The sequence below is a fragment of the Streptomyces sclerotialus genome (assembly GCF_040907265.1).
GTDB classification, from domain to species: domain Bacteria; phylum Actinomycetota; class Actinomycetes; order Streptomycetales; family Streptomycetaceae; genus Streptomyces; species Streptomyces sclerotialus.
The window spans coordinates 7,675,396-7,695,178 of record NZ_JBFOHP010000002.1 but is presented as its reverse complement, the minus strand read 5'-3'; the positions used below and the strand labels follow the sequence as shown (position 1 = coordinate 7,695,178).

General features: G+C 73.7%; 17 protein-coding genes. 9 read left to right on the top strand and 8 right to left on the bottom strand.

Going from position 1 to position 19,783, the window contains the following annotated elements:
- Positions 1-34: 34 nt before the first annotated feature.
- The 4 genes from AAC944_RS33780 to AAC944_RS33765 form a co-directional block, all read right to left on the bottom strand.
- The gene (locus AAC944_RS33780; RefSeq protein WP_030608588.1) at positions 35-814 is read right to left on the bottom strand and encodes a polyprenol monophosphomannose synthase; all 780 of its coding nucleotides are present in this window, start codon (positions 812-814) and stop codon (positions 35-37) included.
- Positions 811-2,523, bottom strand: coding sequence for an apolipoprotein N-acyltransferase (gene lnt / locus AAC944_RS33775; protein WP_030608591.1), 1,713 nt, complete (start codon positions 2,521-2,523; stop codon positions 811-813). The genes AAC944_RS33780 and lnt overlap by 4 nt, the downstream gene beginning before the upstream one ends.
- A gap of 639 nt (positions 2,524-3,162) precedes the next feature.
- The gene (locus AAC944_RS33770) at positions 3,163-4,803 is read right to left on the bottom strand and encodes an amidohydrolase (RefSeq protein WP_030608593.1); all 1,641 of its coding nucleotides are present in this window, start codon (positions 4,801-4,803) and stop codon (positions 3,163-3,165) included.
- 105 nt (positions 4,804-4,908) lie between these two features.
- Positions 4,909-5,349 (bottom strand): Lrp/AsnC family transcriptional regulator, encoded by a 441-nt coding sequence (locus AAC944_RS33765; RefSeq protein WP_030608595.1) that lies wholly within the window; start codon positions 5,347-5,349, stop codon positions 4,909-4,911.
- 208 nt (positions 5,350-5,557) lie between these two features.
- Between AAC944_RS33765 and AAC944_RS33760 the strand changes: the two genes are divergently transcribed.
- Complete coding sequence (locus tag AAC944_RS33760) at positions 5,558-5,974, top strand: hypothetical protein (RefSeq protein ID WP_030608597.1); 417 nt, start codon at positions 5,558-5,560, stop codon at positions 5,972-5,974.
- Positions 5,975-6,083: 109 nt separating this feature from the next.
- Here AAC944_RS33760 and AAC944_RS33755 read toward each other — a convergent pair whose 3' ends face one another.
- Positions 6,084-7,256 (bottom strand): acyl-CoA dehydrogenase family protein, encoded by a 1,173-nt coding sequence (locus tag AAC944_RS33755; RefSeq protein WP_030608600.1) that lies wholly within the window; start codon positions 7,254-7,256, stop codon positions 6,084-6,086.
- Between the two features lie 348 nt (positions 7,257-7,604).
- On the opposite strand from AAC944_RS33755, the gene AAC944_RS33750 reads away from it, so the two are divergent.
- The 7 genes from AAC944_RS33750 (at position 7,605) to AAC944_RS33720 (ending at position 16,917) form a co-directional block, all read left to right on the top strand.
- The gene (locus AAC944_RS33750) at positions 7,605-8,906 is read left to right on the top strand and encodes a glycoside hydrolase family 18 protein (protein WP_030608602.1); all 1,302 of its coding nucleotides are present in this window, start codon (positions 7,605-7,607) and stop codon (positions 8,904-8,906) included.
- A gap of 248 nt (positions 8,907-9,154) precedes the next feature.
- Positions 9,155-9,709, top strand: a complete 555-nt coding sequence (locus AAC944_RS33745) for a DUF6230 family protein (protein ID WP_051871402.1) — start codon at positions 9,155-9,157, stop codon at positions 9,707-9,709.
- Positions 9,700-10,320, top strand: a complete 621-nt coding sequence (locus tag AAC944_RS33740; RefSeq protein ID WP_368396644.1) for a hypothetical protein — start codon at positions 9,700-9,702, stop codon at positions 10,318-10,320. Before AAC944_RS33745 ends, AAC944_RS33740 begins: the two co-directional genes overlap by 10 nt.
- 227 nt (positions 10,321-10,547) lie before the next feature.
- A complete protein-coding gene (lanKC, locus tag AAC944_RS33735; RefSeq protein WP_051871403.1) occupies positions 10,548-13,187 on the top strand; it encodes a class III lanthionine synthetase LanKC in 2,640 nt (879 codons plus the stop codon).
- Positions 13,188-13,193: 6 nt separating this feature from the next.
- Positions 13,194-13,310 (top strand): SapB/AmfS family lanthipeptide, encoded by a 117-nt coding sequence (locus tag AAC944_RS33730; protein ID WP_107054063.1) that lies wholly within the window; start codon positions 13,194-13,196, stop codon positions 13,308-13,310.
- Between the two features lie 68 nt (positions 13,311-13,378).
- On the top strand, positions 13,379-15,130 hold the full coding sequence (locus tag AAC944_RS33725; RefSeq protein WP_037771320.1) for an ABC transporter ATP-binding protein: 1,752 nt from the start codon (positions 13,379-13,381) through the stop codon (positions 15,128-15,130).
- Positions 15,127-16,917: an ATP-binding cassette domain-containing protein gene (locus tag AAC944_RS33720; protein ID WP_063759869.1), complete on the top strand. Its 1,791-nt coding sequence runs from the start codon at positions 15,127-15,129 to the stop codon at positions 16,915-16,917. Before AAC944_RS33725 ends, AAC944_RS33720 begins: the two co-directional genes overlap by 4 nt.
- Here the strand turns inward: AAC944_RS33720 and AAC944_RS33715 are convergent.
- Both AAC944_RS33715 and AAC944_RS33710 read right to left on the bottom strand, forming a co-directional pair.
- Positions 16,847-17,452: a response regulator transcription factor gene (locus AAC944_RS33715; protein WP_030608615.1), complete on the bottom strand. Its 606-nt coding sequence runs from the start codon at positions 17,450-17,452 to the stop codon at positions 16,847-16,849. The two genes, AAC944_RS33720 and AAC944_RS33715, sit on opposite strands and share 71 nt — an antisense overlap.
- 234 nt (positions 17,453-17,686) lie before the next feature.
- On the bottom strand, positions 17,687-18,634 hold the full coding sequence (locus AAC944_RS33710; RefSeq protein ID WP_030608617.1) for a hypothetical protein: 948 nt from the start codon (positions 18,632-18,634) through the stop codon (positions 17,687-17,689).
- 180 nt (positions 18,635-18,814) lie between these two features.
- Here AAC944_RS33710 and AAC944_RS33705 point away from each other — a divergent pair, with 180 nt between their 5' ends.
- Positions 18,815-19,033, top strand: a complete 219-nt coding sequence (locus AAC944_RS33705) for a hypothetical protein (protein ID WP_030608619.1) — start codon at positions 18,815-18,817, stop codon at positions 19,031-19,033.
- Here AAC944_RS33705 and AAC944_RS33700 read toward each other — a convergent pair.
- On the bottom strand, positions 19,012-19,782 hold the full coding sequence (locus AAC944_RS33700; RefSeq protein ID WP_051871404.1) for a FadR/GntR family transcriptional regulator: 771 nt from the start codon (positions 19,780-19,782) through the stop codon (positions 19,012-19,014). The two genes, AAC944_RS33705 and AAC944_RS33700, sit on opposite strands and share 22 nt — an antisense overlap.
- Position 19,783 lies beyond the last annotated feature (1 nt).

Here is a 19,783-nt window from a genome sequence, read left to right as displayed (position 1 = left end):
CGCCCCTCCCCCCCGGGTTGTCCACAGGCCTTCTTCAGTTGCCCTTCCTGCCGCGCAGCCTGTCCAGGCGGGAGCCGACGCCCCAGGCCGTGACCCGCCACAGGGCCTCCACGACGATGTCGCGGCTCATCTTGCTGTCGCCCCGCTCCCGTTCGACGAAGGTGATGGGCACCTCGACGACGTGGTAGCCGGCCTCGACGGCCCGGCGGGCCAGGTCGACCTGGAAGCAGTACCCCTGGGAGGCGACCTCGTCCAGGCCCAGCCCCTGCAGCGTCTCCCTGCGGAAGGCCCGGAAGCCGCCGGTGACGTCCCGGATCGGTACGTCGAGCAGCAGCCGGGAGTAGGTGCTGCCGCCGCGGGAGAGGAATTCACGGTACTTGGGCCAGTTGACCACCCGGCCGCCGGGCAGCCAGCGCGACCCCAGTACGAGGTCGGCGCCCTTGAGGGCGGTCAGCAGCCGGGGCAGCTCCTCGGGCTGGTGCGAACCGTCGGCGTCCATCTCCACCAGGACGTCGTAGCCGTGCTCGATGCCCCACTGGAAACCGGCGAGGTAGGCGGCGCCCAGGCCCTCCTTGCCCTGACGGTGCAGGACGTGCACGTGGTCGTCCCCGGCCGCCAGTTCGTCGGCGAGCTTGCCGGTGCCGTCCGGGCTGTTGTCGTCCGCGACCAGTACGTGCGCGTCGGGCACCCCGGCACGGACCCGGTCGACGACCGGCTTGATGTTCTCCGCCTCGTTGTACGTCGGAATGATCACCAAGATGTCGCCCAGCGGTCCGTACCGCCGCTGCCCGCCGTCCTGTCGGCCGTCTGTCACTGCTGCCCCTTCTCGTCCTTCGTACGCCCGCGCCGGCCGAGCACGAACGCGGCAGCGCAGGACAGAAGGCCCACCATAGCGATCACCCATTCCGGAGACGCGCCGACGCGGTCGGCGACCGTCTTTTCCTCCCGTAGCGGAAGGCTCGCGCCGACCACGCCCTGGGTGAATTCGGGGATGCGGTGGGTGACTTCGCCGTCCGGGGCGACGACGGCGCTGATGCCGCTGGTGGCGGCGGTGACGACGGCGCGGCCGTGCTCGACGGCGCGCAGCCGGGACATCGCGAGCTGCTGCTCGGGCTGGCCGGTGCGCCCGTAGGTGGCGTTGTTGGTCTGCACGATCAGGGCGCGCGCTCCGGCGTTCACGGTGTCGTGGACGATCTCGTCGTACGCCACCTCGAAGCAGATGACGTCGCCCAGCTTCGCGCCCGCCATGTTCAGCACGCCGGCGTGGTCGCCGGGGTAGAAGTCGCGCGGCACCCGCTGGAGGCGGGTGATGACCTTGCTGAGCTGGTCCCGGAAGGGCACGTACTCGCCGAAGGGCACCGGATGCTGCTTGGTGTACGAGGCGCCGGGGCCGGTCTTCGGGTCCCAGACGATGCCCTCGTTGAAGACGTAGCCGGGCTTGCTGGGGTGGTCCACGAGGGCGCCGACCAGGACCGGTACGCCGATCGCCCGTACCGCTTCGTCGATGCGGGCCTTCGCCTCCGGGTACTGGAACGGGTCCAGGTCGGAGGAGTTCTCCGGCCAGATGACGAGGTCGGGCTTCTTCGCCCGGCCGGCCTTCACGTCGGCGGCCAGCTTCTCGGTGGCCGTGGCGTGGTTGTCCAGGATCTGCATGGGGCGGCCGAGGAAGTCCATGCCGGGCTGCTGGACGTTGCCCTGGACGACGGCGATGTTCACGTGGTCGGTGGCGTCGGTCGGCACGGGGACGGCGTACCCGGCGACCGTGACGGCCGCGGCCAGCCCGAAGGCCTCCAGCGCGGGGACGGCCCGGCGCAGCCGCGTGCCGCTGCCCTCGGCCTTGCCGCGCAGGCCCCGGAGGGTCACGGCGACCGCGGCGAGCAGCGTGCCGGCGAGGGCGACGGCGAAGGTCACCAGGGGTGCGCCGCCGAGCGCGGCGAGCGGGGTGAAGGGCGTACCGGTGTGGGCGAAGGCGAGCCGGCCCCAGGGGAAGCCGCCGAAGGGCACCCGGTCGCGGGCCCATTCCTGGGCGACCCACAGGCAGGCCGCCCACAGGGGCCAGGCCTTCAGGCGGGAGGTGACGGCGAGTCCGGCACCGAGCAGGGCCACGAAGACGGCCTCGGCGAAGGAGAGGCCGACGACGGCGTCCCAGCCGATCACGTGCAGCCATTTCAGCAGCAGGAAGAAGAACGGCCAGCCGAACGCGAGACCGGTCCAGGCCGCCTGACGGGCCGTACGGCCGCGGGTGAGGAGGCTGAACGCCGCCACGGCGACGAGCGACAGCGGCCACAGGTCGTACGGCGGGAAGGCCAGCCCGAGGGCGAGTCCGGCGAGCACGGCCAGCGCCGTGCGGGGGGTCTCGCGGCGTACGAGGGCGCCGAGGCGGCGCAGGCGTCCGGGGCGGCGTTCTGCGGCGTCGGGCGCCTCGGCGGCCGCGGAGGTGCCGTCGCCGGCGGGGCCGTCCTTGCCAGGGCCCTGGGCGGGGCCCGGCGCGGCTTCGGCGGTGGTTTCGGAGCCCGATGGCACGGTCTCGGCCTTCCTGCAGGTCGTGCGGTGGTGAGGCGACGGTACAACGGGGCGCGGGGTGGCGGGACGCCGGTGGCCGGTACGGGTACGCGCGGTCGCTCTCGGTGAGCGTCGCGGTGGTGTGCGTACGGAGCGCAAGGGTGTGCGTACGGAGCGGGGGGCTCGGTACGGGGGCGGGGTGTGGGGTGGGGCGGATCCGCGGTGCGGATCGGGGCCCGGCGCCCTTCGGGCCGACCTGGGGCCCGCTGGCTGCGGGTCGACCGAGAGCCGTTGTCTACTGAGCGTCCGGGCCCCACCCGGGTCGCACCCTCCCCGAGCTCTTGACGAGCAGGGGGTACCCCCTCCCGGCTGAAGCCTGTCCGTCGCTTCCGTGCCGCAGGGGTGGACCTGGCTCCCAGTTGTGGTGCGCCGGTGCGGCGCACCACCCCATGGCCCAGCTGCGTTCGACGACTGCGCGGAGGTCTGCCGGTCGGACGTCCTTGTGGTGGACTCGGCCGAACCTACCGGCCGACGGCGCCCTGCTGTCAACAGCTGTTCTACCTGCGTCGTTTTTGCGTTCAACCAGGTCAGTGCCGAACTGCCGCAGGTAGGGCGAGTACTCGCCGGGCACGGCGCCCGGCGGCACTCGCCACGGGAGGTTCACTCGTTCGGCCGCTGGAAGACCGTCCGGCCGCCGACGACCGTCCGCAGGCACTGCGGCAGCTCCCGGCCGGGGGTGAGATCGGGCAGGCCCGGGGTGCCGGAGCGGGGGTCGGTGGACCAGCGCTCGACGCGCTCGTCGGGGGCCTGGACGATCAGCTCGCCGGTGCGCCAGATCGCGTAGTCGGCGGGCGCGCCCGGTACCAGTACGCCTGCGTCGTCGCGGCCGACGGCCCGCCAGCCGCCCCGGGTGTGCGCGGTGAACGCGGCGCGTGCGGAGATGCCGTGCTCGGGGGTGCGGTGGAAGACGGCGGCGCGGATCGTGCCCCAGGGGTCGAGCGGGGTGACGGGGCTGTCGGAGCCGAGCGCGAGCGGCACGCCGGCCTTGAGGAGGGCGGCGTACGGGTTGAGGGTGCGGGCCCGGTCGGCGCCGAGGCGGGTGGCGTACATGCCGTCGGGGCCGCCCCAGAGTGCGTCGAAGGCGGGCTGTACGGAGGCGGTCAGGGCGAGTTCGGCGAAGCCGGCGACGGTGTCGGGGGTGAGCATCTCGCAGTGCTCGATGCGGTGCCGGGCGGCGCGTACGCGGTCCAGGCCGACGCGTCCGGCGGCCGCGCGTACGCCGTTCACCACGGCGTCGAGCCCGGCGTCGCCGATGGCGTGGAAGCCTGCCTGGAGGCCGGCTTCGGTGCAGGCGGCGACGTGTGCGGCGACGGTGTCGGCGTCGAGCAGGGCGTTGCCGGAGTGTGCGGCGTCGGCGTACGGGCTGCACAGGTGCGCGGTGTGCGAGCCGAGTGAGCCGTCGGCGAAGAGGTCGCCTGCCGCGCCGACGGCGCCCAGTTCCCTGATCCGCTCCGCGTCCTTTGCGGTGGTGACGAGTTCGCCCCAGTAGCCGACGACGCGCGGCCCGTCGCCCTCGGCGGCCCGGGCGAGCAGTGCGACGAGGTCGTCCTCGCCGGAGATGTCAGGGCCTGCGCATTCGTGGACGGTGCCGATGCCGAGGGACGCGGCGTGTGCGAGCGCTGCGGCCTGCGCGGCGGCGCGCTGAGCCGGGGTGACGGTGTCGTACGCCGCCTCGCGCACGGCGTGGTGGGCGTCGGCGGTGAGCGGCCCCGCGGGGTCGAAACCGGCGCGTTCGCGCAGGCCGGGGACGAGGTCCTGGAGTGCGGTGGTGACCACGGCGGAGTGCACGTCGATGCGGCTGAGGTAGAGCGGGCGGCCGCCGGCGGCCGCGTCCAGCTCGGTGCGGGACGGGGGGCGGCCTTCGGGCCAGGCGGTGGCGTCCCAGCCGTGGCCGAGGAGGACGCGGTCGGCGGGACGGTCGGCGGCGAAGGAGCGGATGCGCTCCAGGGCGTCCGCGAGGGAGCGGGTGCCGCTGAGGTCCAGGCCGGTCAGCGCGAGGCCCGTGGCGGTGGTGTGCACATGTGCGTCAGTGAACGCGGGGGTGACGAGCGCGCCGTGGAGGTCGATCACCTCGTCGACTCCGTCGGCGAAGGAGTCGGCGGCGCCCTCCGAGCCGACCCAGGCGACCGATCCGCCTTCGACGACCATGGCGGTGGCGAAGGGGTCGGCGGGGCTGTGGACCTCGCCGCCGCGCAGCAGGACGGTGCGGTCGGGGGCCGGTACGGATGTGCGTTCACTCATACCGGACAGTTTCGCCCCTGCGCGTGCGCGGCGGTCGCGCGGGGTGGGCGCGGCGTGGCCGTATCCGTGCGGCCCCGCCCCCGCGCCCCTGTCCCGCGGTTCGGTTCAGATGCGGGGCGGCCGGGCTTCGTACGGCGTGGACAGCACCACGGTCGTGCGCGTCGAGACGCCGGCCAGCGTGCGGATGCGGGTGAGCAGGTGCTCCAGGTCCAGGGGTGCCGCGACCCGGACCTTGAGGATGTAGTTCTCGTCGCCCGCGACGCTGTGGCAGGCCTCCAGCTCGGGGACCTCGGCCAGCCGCTCGGCGATGTCGTCCGGGGCGCTGGGGTCGAAGGGTTTGACCGAGATGAAGGCGGTCAGCGGCAGCCCCACCGCTTCGGGGTCGACGATGGCGGCATAGCCGCGGATCACGCCGCGCTGCTCCAGTCTGCGCACGCGCTGATGCACCGCCGAGGTGGACAGGCCGGTGGCCTTGCCCAGGTCGGTGTAGCTCATCCGCCCGTCCTTGACGAGCAGATCCACGATTTGTCGGTCCAGCTCCTCCACACGATCAACCTACTGTGCCGGGGCGCTGTGGCGCAGCTCGCGCCGGATCGTGGACACCGCGCGCCCCCTCTGTGACGAACGCCACACTCGTCACCCCGTGTCCGGAGCGAAGCTGAGATTATGCACGGGAGAGGCAGGGAAATGCTCGTGGTGGTCGAGGCCGCCCGAGACAGGAAGATGGCGGTTACTCGCAGCCCACCCGAGGGGGATGGACATCATGCGACGCCCGAAGCAGGAATCCACGCTGGAGCACACCGCCGCCCAGGAGGGCGACAGTTTCCGCGACGACGACTTCCACGACGCCTTTGACACCGTCGAGCTCTACCGGGTCAGCTGCCCGGACTGCGCACAGCCGATCGCGCTGCTCGCCGACGAGGACACGCTGCCCGAGCACGCGGTCTGCTCCTCGCCGTGGAACCCCTTCGGCCTGACGGTCTGCCAGGGTTCCGGCCGTGCCGTGTCCGAGACGGCCTCGGCGGACGACGCGCTGGCCCCCCAGGAGCAGGACAGCGGCATGCTCCTGACCCTCCCGGAGGGCCTGAACTGGCGCACCCAGCCGTTCTCCCACGTGGGCGGCCCCGGCTCCCGGCCGGTGCGGATCCCCGTGATGCGCCGGCGTCTCTGATCCGCCCCGGCGCGCGACATCACCGTGCGAGTGAGCCGTACGACTCACTCGCACACCTTTTGCCTCCGGTACGCCCCGGCCGTTCGCCCGGCCCGCGCGTGCCGTACCGTCAGCGGCCCTCCGGACCCGTCAGCTGCCGTGCGATGACCATGCGCTGGATCTGGTTCGTGCCTTCCACGATCTGCAGGACCTTCGCCTCGCGCATGTAGCGCTCGACCGGGAAGTCGGCGGTGTAGCCGTATCCGCCGAGGAGCTGGACCGCGTCGGTGGTGATGCGCATCGCCGCGTCCGTGCAGAAGAGCTTGGCCATGGCCGCTTCCTTGGTGAAGGGGCGGCCTTCGTCCCGCAGCCGGGCCGCGGTGAGGTAGAGCGCCCGCCCGGCCGCCAGTTGGGTGGCCATGTCGGCGACCATGAACCGCAGGCCCTGGAAGTCGGCGAGCGGGCGGCCGAACTGACGGCGTGTCGCGACGTACGCCAGCGCCTCGTCCAGTGCCGCCTGGGCCACCCCCACGGCACACGCGGCGATCCCGAGCCGGCCGGAGTCGAGCGCGGCGAGCGCGATGGCGAACCCCTGGCCCTCCTCGCCGATCCGGCGCGCGTCCCCGATCCGCACCCCGTCGAAGTGCAGCTGCGCGGTGGGGGATCCCTTCATGCCCATCTTGCGCTCGGGCGGCGCCGCGCTCAGCCCCTCGGCGTCTCCGGGGACCAGGAACGCGGTGATGCCGTGCGCCCCCGATCCGCCGGTGCGGGCGAGGACGGTGTAGAAGTCGGCGATGCCGCCGTGGGTGGTCCAGGCCTTGGTGCCGTCGAGGATCCAGGTGTCCCCGGCGCGCGTGGCGCGGGTGGTGAGGGACGCGGCGTCCGAACCCGCGGCGGGCTCGGAGAGGCAGTAGGCGCCGAGCAGTCCGCCGCCGAGCATCGCGGGGAGGTGCTCGGCGCGCTGCTCCTTGGTGCCGTACGCGGCGAGCGCGTGGCAGGCGAGGGTGTGCACGCTGACGCCGAGGCCGACGGTGAGCCGGGCCGCGGCCAGTTCCTCCAGGACCTGGAGGTAGACCTCGTAGGGCTGGCCGCCCCCGCCGAACTCCTCCGCGTACGCGAGGCCCAGCAGGCCCGACTCCGAGAGCAGGGTGAACAGTTCGCGGGGGAAGCGCCCCGCCTCCTCCTCCGCCGCCGCCCGGGGCGCGATCTCGCGCGCGGCCAGGTCGCGTACGAGCGTCATCAGCTGGCGGGCTTCGTCGGTGGGCAGCCTGCGGTCCACGGGTCCGGGGCCGTACTCGGTCATGGCGGCGCTCTCCTCCCTGTCGGGCGATACGGCAGCACGCCGCCCGGGTGGTGCGGCGCGGCCGGTTGCCACTGCCGCGGTGATGATCCCTCTCCGGATCGCGGAAGGCGACGACCTGCGGCGGTGGCGCAGGGAGTATGCCCGGTACGGCGGTGTCCGTCACCGGTTGATCGTCTTCTTCCGGCGGCCGTCCGGCGGCCGTCGGGCGTTCAGCAAATTGGTCCAAACCATTGACCGAGTTGGTCTAGTCCTTCTACCTTCTCACCCGACGCTCCACGCGTTCGGCGCCACTGCGGACGCAGGTCACAGCACTTCCCCCTCGATGGACCCCCACTCCGAGGAGCAACCATGCTCAGACCGCACAAGAAGCGCCTCCCGCACAGACTCGTCGCGGTCGCCGCGGGCCTCTGCACGGCGGCGCTGGCCGCCGGCGGGCTCGCCGGGACCGCCACCGCCGCCACCGCCGACTCCGCCGCGGCGAAGCCCGCCGCCGCCACGAAGGCCGCCGCACAGCCCGCGTCGGCGGGCGCAGGGACCAAGGCCGCCGGGAACAAGGTGGTCGGCTACTTCACCAACTGGGGCGTCTACCAGCGCAATTACCACGTCAAGAACATCGAGACCTCCGGCTCGGCGAACAAGCTGACGCACATCAACTACGCCTTCGGCAACGTCACCGGCGGCAAGTGCGCGATCGGTGACGCCTACGCCGACTACGACAAGGCGTACACCGCCGACCAGAGCGTCGACGGCAAGGCCGACACCTGGGAGAACGGCGCGCTGCGCGGCAACTTCAACCAGCTGCGCAAGCTGAAGAAGCTGCACCCGGACCTGAAGGTGATCTGGTCCTTCGGCGGCTGGACCTGGTCCGGCGGGTTCGCCGAGGCCGCCAGGAACCCGGCGGCGTTCGCGCAGTCCTGCTACGACCTGGTCGAGGACAAGCGCTGGGCGGACGTCTTCGACGGCATCGACATCGACTGGGAGTACCCCAACGCCTGCGGCCTGACCTGCGACACCAGCGGCCGCACCGCCTTCACGAACCTGATGAAGGCACTGCGCGCGAAGTTCGGCAGCTCCAACCTGGTGACCGCGGCGATCACCGCCGACGCCTCCGCCGGCGGCAAGATCGACGCGGCCGACTACGCGGGCGCAGCGCAGTACGTCGACTGGTACAACCCCATGACGTACGACTACTTCGGCGCCTGGGACGCGAAGGGCCCGACGGCCCCGCACTCCCCGCTGACCTCGTACACCGGCATCCCCAAGGCCGGCTTCAACACCGCCGACACCACCAAGAAGCTCAAGGGGCTGGGCATCCCGGCCGACAAGCTGCTGCTGGGCATCGGCTTCTACGGGCGCGGCTGGTCCGGCGTCACCCAGAGCGCGCCGGGCGGCACCGCGACCGGCGCGGCCCCGGGCAAGTACGAGGCGGGCATCGAGGACTACAAGGACCTCAAGGGCCGCTGCCCGGCGACCGGCAAGGTCGGTGGCACGGCGTACGCCAAGTGCGGTGACCAGTGGTGGAGTTACGACACTCCGGAGACCATCGGCACGAAGATGAACTTCAAGAACGAGCAGGGCATGGGCGGCACGTTCTTCTGGGAGCTGAGCGGGGACACCGCGACCGGTGAGCTGATCAAGGCGATCAGGTAGTACCCGGACGAGCACCACGTCGGGCGGGAGGCCACAGGCCTCCCGCCCTTCGCCGTGCAGCACTGTTGACGCACCGTCAACAACGGCCCTACTCTCACGTCGTTCCCTTCGTTACCACAGGTAACTGCACGTCAGCGCTGTGACCCAACGCCATATGCCATGACCGAGCGCTCCTCGGGGAGGAAGCAGTGGGCAGGAATCAGCGGGCCGTTCCGGAAGGCCGCACGTCCTGGAGGAAGAGCGCGGCCGTGGCCGTACCGGCCGTGCTGGCCGTCGGAGCGCTGGCGACCGTGATGGCGCAGGGCGTGCTCGCCGCGTCCTTCGCCGTCTCCGGGTCCCACTTCCAGGTCTCCTCCAGCAAGTTGACCAGTGACGGACTGGCCTCGTACGTGCACACCGACCGGTCGGCCGACGGTACGGGACACCCGGTGGCCCTGCTCGGCATCGGCGCGGCGCAGCTCACCGACATCTGCCAGGCGGCCCAGGTCAAGACGCCGCTGGGCCCGGTGGTCTTCAAGCTCACCGCGGGCGGGGACGCGGGGCCCGTCACCGCGGACAACCTGGTCATCGACGGCGAGGACCTGGTCGGCGACGCGCGCTTCGGCACCGCACAGATCGGCCGGGACGCCTCGACACTGGACGAGGTACCGGGCATCCGCGGCCCGAAGGGCAAGTTCGGCCTCCAGGCCGGTGACATCGAGGTGGCGGGCGTGCGGTCGCACGCCTGGTCGGCCACCGGCGGGAACTTCCGCCTCAAGGGCCTGAAGCTGGGCGTCGGCCTGGGCGGCGAGAAGTGCTTCTGAGACCGCCCCGGTGGCCGGCCCGGGCGGCGGAGGGGGCCGCCACGACGGAGGAGACCGAGGCGGGCGCCGCTCCCCCACCCGGCCGTACGGGCCCGCGCTCCGCCCTCGCCGTGGCGCTCCCGGTGGCCCTGCTGGCCACGCTCGGCACACCCGCCACCGAGGCGCGGGCCGCCGGGCCCGGCATCCCCGCACCCGCCGCCGTCCCCACCGTCACGACCAGCCGGTTCGCTCCCAAGGGCTTCACGCTGGCCGGGGTCGAGGACGTGCCCACCGCGCGCGGCCCGGTCCGGGCGATGGTGCTGAAGATGACGGCCGCCTCGCTCACCGACTACCGCCTGTTCACCCGGGACGGCGGCGACGAGCTGGGGCTGGGGGCGAAGACGCTGGAGCTCAGCGGTGACGTCACGCTCTACCTGACGAAGTTCAGCGGCTGTGTGGAAGGGGTGCTCTGCCTGACCTTCACGCCCGACCGGCTGCCCGTGCCGCCGCTGGTGCCGCCCTTCGTGTACCTGACCGACGTCTCGGCGGAGCAGGCCCTGGTCACCTCGGACGTGATCACCGCGGACGGACTGCGGCTGCGCGCGGACGCACCGGTACCACCGGCCGCCTGAGCGCCGCCTGAGCCGCCTCCCGGGTACGGCCCACCGTGCGTTCGTCACGGACGGTCCGTGCGTCTTTCCCGCCCATCACGTGACGGACGGTGCTGTTGCGCTCCCGGCAACTCTGCGATCGTCGCAGATAGGTGGTGCCGCAGCGGTGTCCGCACAACGGTCCGTCGCTCCGGTGCCACGCGCGGCGACACACTTCAGGGGCCGACGCTCCGGGACCGGAGGGTTCAGTGGACAAACGGTACGAGGTCTACTGCCTCATGGACCCCCGCTTCTACGACGCACCGGCCCACGCCGGCAGCGGGGACACCGCATTCCCGCAGGCGCTGCGGCCGGCTCCGGACGGCTGGCGCCGCGCGGAGCTGGACGACTGGCTCGTCCTGCGCCCCGACGGCGGCACGCTCCCCGCGCAGGGCTGGAAGATCCACGTCTCGGCGTGCCTGGACAACGCCGCTGACATCCTCACCACGGTCTGGGAGTACTGCGTCCCGCGCCGGATCGCCTTCAAGTTCCTGCCGGACCGGGACACGCTGCTGCTCGCCAACGCCAAGTACGCGCACCGGGGTTCGAGCGGCAAGTTCGTGACGGTCTACCCGGCGGACGAGGCGGAGCTGGCACGCGTCCTCACCGAGCTGGGCACGCTGCTCGACGGCCGGGCGGGCCCGTACATCCTCAGCGACCTGCGCTGGGGCGACGGCCCGCTGTACGTCCGGTACGGGGCCTTCGCCGAGCGGTACTGCGTCTCGGCGGACGGCGAGATCGAGCCGGCCGTCGAGGACGGCGAGGGGCGGCTGGTGCCGGACGTCCGCGGGCCCGCCTTCCAGGTGCCCGACTGGGTGGAGCTGCCCGCGTTCCTCGCCCCGCACCTCGCCCGGCGCGGCGGTGGCGCCGCCCTCGCCGACCTGCCCTACCGCTTCGAGAGCGCCCTGCACTTCTCGAACGGCGGCGGCATCTACGCGGGCACGGACATGCGTACCGGTGACCGCGTGGTGCTCAAGGAGGCACGCCCGTACGCGGGGCTGACGCCGGACGGCCGGGACGCGGTCGCCCGTCAGCGGCGCGAGCGGGAGATGCTGGCGCGGCTGCGGGGCCTGGACTGCGTACCCGCCCTGCACGACCACTTCGAGCAGGGCGGCCACCACTTCCTGGTCGAGGAGTTCATCGAGGGGACCGAGCTCAACGACCTGTTCGTCGACCGGTATCCGCTCACCCTCGCGCGGTCTGACGAGGCCGCGACGGCCGACTACGCCTCCTGGGCCCTCGGCGTGTACGACCGTGTGGCGCGGGCCGTCGGCGAGGTCCATGCGCGGGGTGTGGTCCTCGGCGACCTCCAGCCGTCGAACGTCATCGTCCGCCCGGACGGCAGTGTGGTCCTCATCGACCTCGAAGGAGCGGCGGACGAGGCCGAGGAGCGGCGGCAGGCCCTCGGCGCCCAGGGCTTCACGGCGCCGCGCGCACTGCGCGGCACCGCCGTCGACGACTACGCCCTGGCCTGCCTGAAGCTCTTCCTCTTCCTGCCGCTGACCGGCCTGCTCACCCTGGCGCCCGGCAAAGCGGGGCAGCTCGCCCGGGAAGCGGCCCGGACGTTCCCCGTCCCCGACGGGTTCTTCGACGGGGCGGTGCGCCTCCTCACCGGGGCCGGCGGGACGCCCGCCGGCGCGGAGCCCGAACCGCTGCTGCGGCCGGACCGCGCGGGCTGGGCCGAGGCACGCGACGCGCTGGCGGGCGCGGTCCTCGCCGCGGCCACGCCCACGCGGGACGACCGGCTCTTCCCCGGCGACATCGAGCAGTTCGCCTCGCCGGGCGGCGGCCTGGGCGTGGCGTACGGTGCGGCGGGAGTCCTGTACGCGCTGGACGTGACGGGCGCCGGGCGCCATCCCGGCCACGAGGAGTGGCTGATCCGGCATGCCCTGCGCCCGGTGCCGGGCACCCTGCTCGGCCTGTACGACGGGCTGCACGGCGTCGCGTACGTCCTGGACCGTCTCGGGTACCGGCACGAGGCGCTGATGCTCCTCGACCGGTGCGCGGGCGAGCAGTGGCACCGGCTCGGCCTCGACCTCCAGGGCGGGCTGTCCGGCATCGGCCTGAACCTCCTCCACTTCGCCGCTGCCACCGGCGATCCGGCCCTGCGGGACGCGGCCGCCGAGGCGGTGGACGCCGTGGCCGCCCGGCTGGGCCCCGCCGACGCCGTGCCGGAGGTGAGCGGCGGCGGGCATCCGTACGCCGGCCTGCTGCGCGGCTCGTCCGGCCCCGCGCTGCTGTTGCTGCGGTGGTACGAGCACACCGGCGAAGCCGAATTCCTCGATCTCGCCGCGACGGCACTGCGGCAGGACCTGCGCCGGTGCCTGATCCGGGACGAGGACGGCGTCATGGAGGTCGACGAGGGCTGGCGGACGATGCCCTACCTCGCGGACGGCAGCGTCGGCATCGGCCTCGCCCTGGACGACTACCTGGCACACCGGGAGAACGAGGGCTTCACCGCGGCCGCCGCGGCGATCCGCCGCGCCGCCGAGGGACGCTTCTACGTCGAACCGGGCCTGTTCGACGGCCTGGCCGGCATGATCCTCCACCTCAGCCGCGGGTACCCCGCCGGCACCGCGGCCGCGCGTGACCCGGTCGTCGGTGACCAGATACGCCGGCTGGCCCGGTACGCCGTGGTCCACGAAGGCGGTCTCGCCTTCCCCGGCGAGGAGCTGCTGCGCCTCTCCACGGACCTGGCCACCGGCAGCGCCGGAGTGCTGCTGGCGCTCGGTGCCGCCCTGCACGACGTTCCCGTGCGGCTGCCCTTCCTGGCGCCGCCGCCCGTCCGGCACGCCGGACACCCCGAGCCATTCCGTCCCCGTCCCCATGGAGAAGAAGTGCGGAGGTGAAACGACATGACGATCCTTGACCTGCAGACCATGGAAACCGCTCACCACGGTGGGAGGCCGAGAAGGAGCGGTGCCAGCAAGTACTGCGGCGGCACCAGCCGGCTCAGTCTGCTGCTCTGCTGAACGCCGCAGGGGCGAGGACGTGACACACACGTCCCCGCCCCTTCGTGTATCCGTACCAGGAGTGGGCCATGGACCGACGCGCCGCCGACCGCCTGCTGCTGGCGACAGCGCGGCGGGGCGGGCCCTGGGTGCCCGCCATGCTGGCGACGTCGCTGCTGCTCGCCGGGGTGTACACCGTGCTGCCCGCCCTCATGGGCCGTACCGTCGACGCCGTGCTCAGCGGCGGCCACACCGCCGGCTGGCTCTCCCTCAGCATCGCGGCGATCACCGTCCTCATGGTCTGCGACCTGCTGGACGACCTCGTGGGAAAGCTGGCCGAAGCCCGTTCCACGGCCTGGCTCCGTCACGCCCTCCTCCGGCACGTCCTCGGTCTCGGCACCCGTGCCACGCGCCGCTTCACCGCCGGCGACCTGGTCAGCCGGCTGGTGGGCAACTCGGCGCGCACCGGGCAGGTGGCGTCGACGCTGGTCTGGGCCGTGATGGACCTGGTGCCCCCGGTCGGCGCGGTCGTCGCGCTGGCCCTCATCGACCCCTGGCTGTGCCTCACCTTCCTGGTAGGACTGCCGGTCGTGCTGTCCCTGGTACGGACGTTCGTGCGCGACGCCTCCGGCCTCAACGAGCGCTACTACGCGGCGCAGGGCCGGGTGGCCGCCCGGCTCGTGGACGCCCTGACCGGCATCCGCACGATCACCGCGGCCGGGACCGTGGACCGCGAGGCGGGCCGGGTCCTCGGCCCGCTGCCGGAGCTGCGCCGGCACGGCGCCGGGATGTGGCAGGCCCTCGCGCGGGTCTCGGCGCGGGAGGCCCTGGTCATCCCCCTGCTGGAGGTCGCCGTGCTGGCGGTCGCCGGTCTGGAGCTCGCGCGCGGCCGCATCACGCCGGGGCAGGTGCTCGCGGCCGGCGAGTACGTCGTGCTGGCCACCGGCATCAGCTCCCTGGTGTCCGCGGCGAGCCGGCTCGCACTGGCCCGGGCGACCGCCGGCCGGGTCGCCGAGGTGCTCGCCGAGCCCCCGGTGGCGTACGGCGTCACGCGCCTTCCCGACGGGCCCGGGACGCTGGAGTTCCGGGGCGTCACCGTGCGGGGCGCGGGCGGCGACGGACGGGGCCCGGGCGGCCCGGTCCTGGAGGACGTGTGGCTGACCGTTCCCGGCGGGGCGCTGGTCGCGGTCGTGGGCCGGTCCGGGTCGGGCAAGTCCCTGCTGGCGGCGCTGGCCGGGCGGCTCGCCGACCCGGACGAGGGCGAGGTGCTGCTGGACGGCGTGCCGCTGCGGGATCTCAGCAGGTCCGCGCTGCGCGGGGCCGTGGCGTACGGCTTCGAGCGGCCGGTGCTGCTCGGCGGGACGTTCGCCGAGGCGATCGGCATGGGGCCGCGGCCTGCCGGTACCGACGAGGTGGTGCGGCAGGCCACGGCGGCGCGGGCCGACGGCTTCCTCCGACGGCTGCCCCAGGGATACCGGACGTGTCCGGCGGACGCCCCGCTCTCCGGCGGCGAGACGCAGCGGGTCGGGCTGGCCCGGGCGTTCGTGCAGGCCGGGCGGGTGCTGGTGCTGGACGACGTCGCCGCCAGCCTCGACACCGTGACCGAGCACCACGTCAGTCAGGTCCTCACCGGCGCCCTGGCGGGGCGTACCCGGCTCGTCGTGACCCACCGGGCGTCCACCGCGGCGCGCGCCGACCGGGTGGTGTGGCTGGACGGGGGCGGGGTCCGCGGGCAGGGCACCCACCGCGCGCTCTGGTCGCGGCCGGAGTACCGGGCCGCGTTCCAGCCCGACCCGCCCGTGAGCCCTGATGCGGCCGCGAGGGCCGGGGGCACGGCGTGACGGGCGCGGCCGGGCTGCTGCGGTCGTCGCTGCGCCGGCGGCGCGGGGAATTCGTCCGGCTCGCCGGGTGGTCGCTGGTGCAGGCCGTGCCGGCGTTCCTTTCGGGGTGGGTGGTGGCCCGCGCGGTGGACGACGGCTTCCTCGCCGGCCGGGCCGGGACGGGCTTCGCCTGGCTGGGGGTGCTGGCGGTCGCGGTGGGGGTCGGTGCGTGGGCGACGCGGCACGCGACGCTCGGGCTCGCGGCCGTCGTCGAGCCGCTCCGGGACGAGCTGGTCACGCTGGCGACGTCGGGCACGCTGCGCCGGTCGGCGCGGTCCGGCCGGCCGGCCGACACCGGTGGCGTGGCGCGGCTGACCGAACAGGTGGAGATCGCCCGCGAGGCGTACGGCGCTGTGGTGATGTTCGTGCAGGGGTTCGCCGCCTCCTCGGTGGGGGCGCTGCTCGGCCTGGCGGCCCTGGATCCCGCGCTCCTGCTGTTCGTGCTGCCGCCGCTCCTCGTGGGCCTGGGGCTGTTCGCGGGGGCGCTGCGGGCGATGGCCGCGCGGCAGCGGGACGTGGCGCTGGCGGACGAGCGCGTCGCCGGGGCGGCGAGCGAGGTGACCGGCGGGCTGCGGGACGTGGTGGCGTGCGGCGCCGAGGACGTCGTACGGGAGCGGGCGGGGCAGCACATCGACGCCTCGGCGCTGGCCACCCGGGCGCTGGCGCGGATGACGGCCGTGCGGACCGCTTCGCTGGCCGTCGGCGGCTGGCTGCCGCTCGTCCTCGTGCTGGCCGGCGCGCCGTGGCTGGTGCAGCGGGGGGTGACGGCGGGTGCGGTGCTGGGCGCGGTGACGTACGTGTCGCAGGGGCTCCAGCCCGCGTTGCAGGGGCTCGTCCAGGGTGTCGGCGACAGCGGGCTGTGGCTGCTGGTGACGCTCGGCCGGATCGCGGAGGCGGCCGGGGGCCCGCCGGTGGAGTCCGCTGCCCGGGCGGGCGGGCGTCCCCTGGACGCGGGGGTGGAGCTGCGCGGCGTGACGTTCGGCTACGCGCGGTCCGCCGAACCGGTGATCGACGGGCTGGACCTCGCGCTGCGGCCGGGTGAGCACCTGGCCGTCGTGGGGCCGAGCGGCGCGGGGAAGTCGACGTTCACCGCGCTGGTGGCCGGAGTGCTCACGCCCCGGTCCGGCGGCATCCGGCTGGGCGGCGTACCGGTCGGGAGCCTCGACGGGGGGACGGCCCGGCACCGGGTACTGATCCCGCAGGAGGCGTACGTCTTCGCGGGGTCGCTGTGGGAGAACCTCACCTATCTGGCGCCGGACGTGCCGACGGCGGCGGTGGACGCGGCGGTGGACGAGGTCGGCGCCCGGCCGCTGGTGGACCGGCTGGGCGGTTACGGCGCGCAGGTGGACCGGGAGGGGCTGTCGGCCGGGGAACGTCAGCTGGTGGCCCTCGTACGCTCCTACCTGCCGCCCGCGGAGCTGGTCCTGCTGGACGAGGCGACCTGCCATCTCGATCCGGCAGCCGAGGCGCGTGCGGAGGAGGCGTTCGCCCGCCGCCCGGGCACGCTGATCGTGTGCGCCCACCGGATCAGTTCGGCGCTGCGGGCCGACCGGATCCTGGTGCTGGACGGTGCGCGGTCCGCCCTCGGCACGCACGAGGAGCTGATGGCGGGGTCGGCGCTCTACCGGGACCTGGTGGGGCACTGGGAGGAGGGCGCGGGCGACGGGAGTCCGGGGCTCAGAGCCAGCCCGACTCCCGGGCGATCCGGATGGCGTCGATCCGGTTCCGCGCCCCGACCTTCCGAGTGATCGCCGAGAGGTGGTTGCGGATCGTCCCCACGGACAGCGACAGCCGGTCGGCGATCTCCCGCCCGGGCGTACCGGCCGCGGCGAGCCGCAGGACTTCCCGCTCCCGCTGCGTCAGCGGGTCCTGCGCCGCGTCGAGCACCAGCAGCGCCAGCCCCGGATCGATGTAGCGCTGGCCCCCGACCACCTTGCGGATGCCCTCGACGAGCCGGTCCGAGGGCGCGTCCTTCCCGATGAGGCCGGGCGGCCGCAGGGCCAGTACGCTGCGCAGCCGTTCCAGCGTCGGGGACCCGGCCACCAGCAGCGTCCGGCATTCGGGGAGCCGCTCGCACAGGGTGCCCGCGGCGGCGAGCACCTCGTCCTGGTGGCTGTCGACGTCGATGACGACGACATCGGGGCGGTAGGACAGTGCCCGCGCGAGGACCTGGCCGTCTCCCCCGGCCTGGGCGACGACCTCGATGTCCGCTTCGCGGGTCAGGAGTGCGGCGAGCGCTCCGCGCATGAGCCCGTTGTCCTCGACGAGAAGAACACGGATCACTGTCACTCCCTGGTATCGGACCTGCCCCCGCGGCCCCCTGAGAAATTATCTCCGGCTCTGTCGGCATTTGCCCGGTCGGCGAGCCGCTCCCATGGAGGTATCCGCGAAATTTCCGGAAGGGCGGAACCTCTTGGCGGGTCCGGCCGTTGTACCGAGTGAGGCCCCGCATCATCCCCCGTGTGCGGGGCCTCACCAATGCCCGCCGCCCCCCTGCCGGTAGCCGGGCGCGGCCTCCTAGGCGTCGTCCTCGACCAGGCGTTCCAGCATGGTCTGGAAGTCCTCGTCGACGACCACCCGCAGCCCTTCCCCGTCCGGTTCACTCAGCCGGGTCATCGTGCCCTGCCGCCACCAGAACACGTTCGGGGTGATCGCGCCCGCCGAGTCCTCGTGCCCGGCCGCGGCGAACTGCGCCATCGCCTGGAGCGCCGGGATGACCTGGGCGTCATGGATGCGGTGGAAGGCCAGCTGGTGCCGGAAGGGCAGCGCCACCAGCGCGCCGTCCGGGGTCAGCGGCGCCCCGGTCAGCCGCTCCGCCAGCTCGTCGAGGACGAGGACCCGGCTGGCGGTGAAGAAGGAGTCGCCGAGCACCACTTCGAAGGCCGAGCCGTCACCGCGGCGGACCGTCTCGTGCCCTTCGACGGGCAGCGCCCGCAGGTTGTTCAGCGCCCGGATGCGCAGCTCGGCGACGTCCCCGATGTCCAGCAGCGAGTCCTCGCCGAGCATCTGCACGGCCTCGGGGAGATCGAGCGCGAGCACCTCGCGCAGGCCGGGGGCGAGCGGACGGGCGTACCGGAAGGCGTCGGAGGCGGGGAGGGAGTCCTCGGCGACGACGCGCGGGTAGAGCCGGGCCCGGATCTCGTCCTCGGGCAGCGTCTCCAGCGGCTGCGGGCCGTCCATCGTACGGAGGACCTTGCCGACGTGGTCCCGGACGAGCGCGGGCCAGGCGCGCTCACCGCGGCGGTCGCGGTGGCAGACGGCGGCGAGGTTGCCGAGGCCGAACTGCCGGCCCGCCGAATCGGTGACCATGCCGGCGTACACCGTCACCTCCAGGCCCTGCTCGGCGAAGGCCGACCGCACCTGGCCGCGGAAGAACCCGCCCTCCCGGTCGGAGAAGAATCCGAACTCCCCGTCGCGCGGGGTGTCGCGCGGGTCCCTCTTCGGTCCGCGGCGGAACAGGCCCATCTCTTCCTCTTCCTCCCGGCGACAGCCACGAATGCGCCGATGGTAGCCGCCCGCCGGTCCTCCCTCGACCGCGCGTGACGCCGTCCGGAGCACGTACCGGAACCCCTCCTCCGGCCATCGTCACGAGCGGAATACGGGCTTCGGGATGCGCGGCGGGCAGCGGGGAGACAGCCTGGGGGTATGACCACACATCCACCGGTGATCGTGTATCCGCCCGCCGCCGGTGGGCGGCGGGTGACCATCCACGGCCAGATCGTGGGGCTCGCCCACGGCCGCGGGGACGTCGCGGAGTTCCTGCGCCGGGCCGGGCTGTCCGACGCCGCGGAGATCCCGCTGGCCGATCCCGCACTCATCGAGTGGCGGGGCGGCGACCTGGACTACTGGCCGCGGGACGAGTGATCGGCGGCGCGCGTACGGAGCGGGTCCAGGCGTTCGCGGACCCACAGTTCCACGTCGCCCACGTGGCGGCTGGCCGCGGTGAACGCCGCCAGGCTGTCGTGCGCGCGCAGCGCCGCGTAGATGTCCATGTGCTGCTGGTGGGTCCAGGAGATGACGTCCGACTTGACCAGGGCACGCCAGATGCGGGCTCTGGCGGTGCGCTGGGTGACGGAGGAGACCAGGGACGTCAGCGTGCGGTTTCCGGCCGCGGCGACGATGTCCGCGTGGAAGGCGAGGTCCTCGCGGACCAGTTCCTCCGGGTCCTGGAGGGTCCGCATCCGTTCGATGCGCTCCAGCAGCCCGTCCAGCGCGGCGTCGTCGATACGGGTCGCCGCCAGTGCGGTGGCGCCGGGCTCCAGGACCTTGCGGCACTCCAGCATCTCGTCCAGGCCGGTGTCCTGGGCCAGGTCCAGGAAGCTGCCTAGGGCGCTGAGGAGCCGCTCGGGGTGCAGGTCGGTGACGAAGGTGCCGTCCCCGCGCCGGACGTCCAGCACCCCCGCCATGGCCAGCGCGCGGACCGCCTCGCGGAGCGAGGGGCGGGACAGCTCCAGCTCGGCGGCGAGCACCGCCTCCGGGGGGAGGCGGTGACCGGGCGCGAACTCGCCGCTCTCGATGCGCTTGCGCAGCCGGCCGATCGCCTCGTCGACGACGCTGCCGCCGCCGGCGCCGGTCCCGTCGCCGCGGCCCGGCCGCTCTCTCTTGGTGGGCATG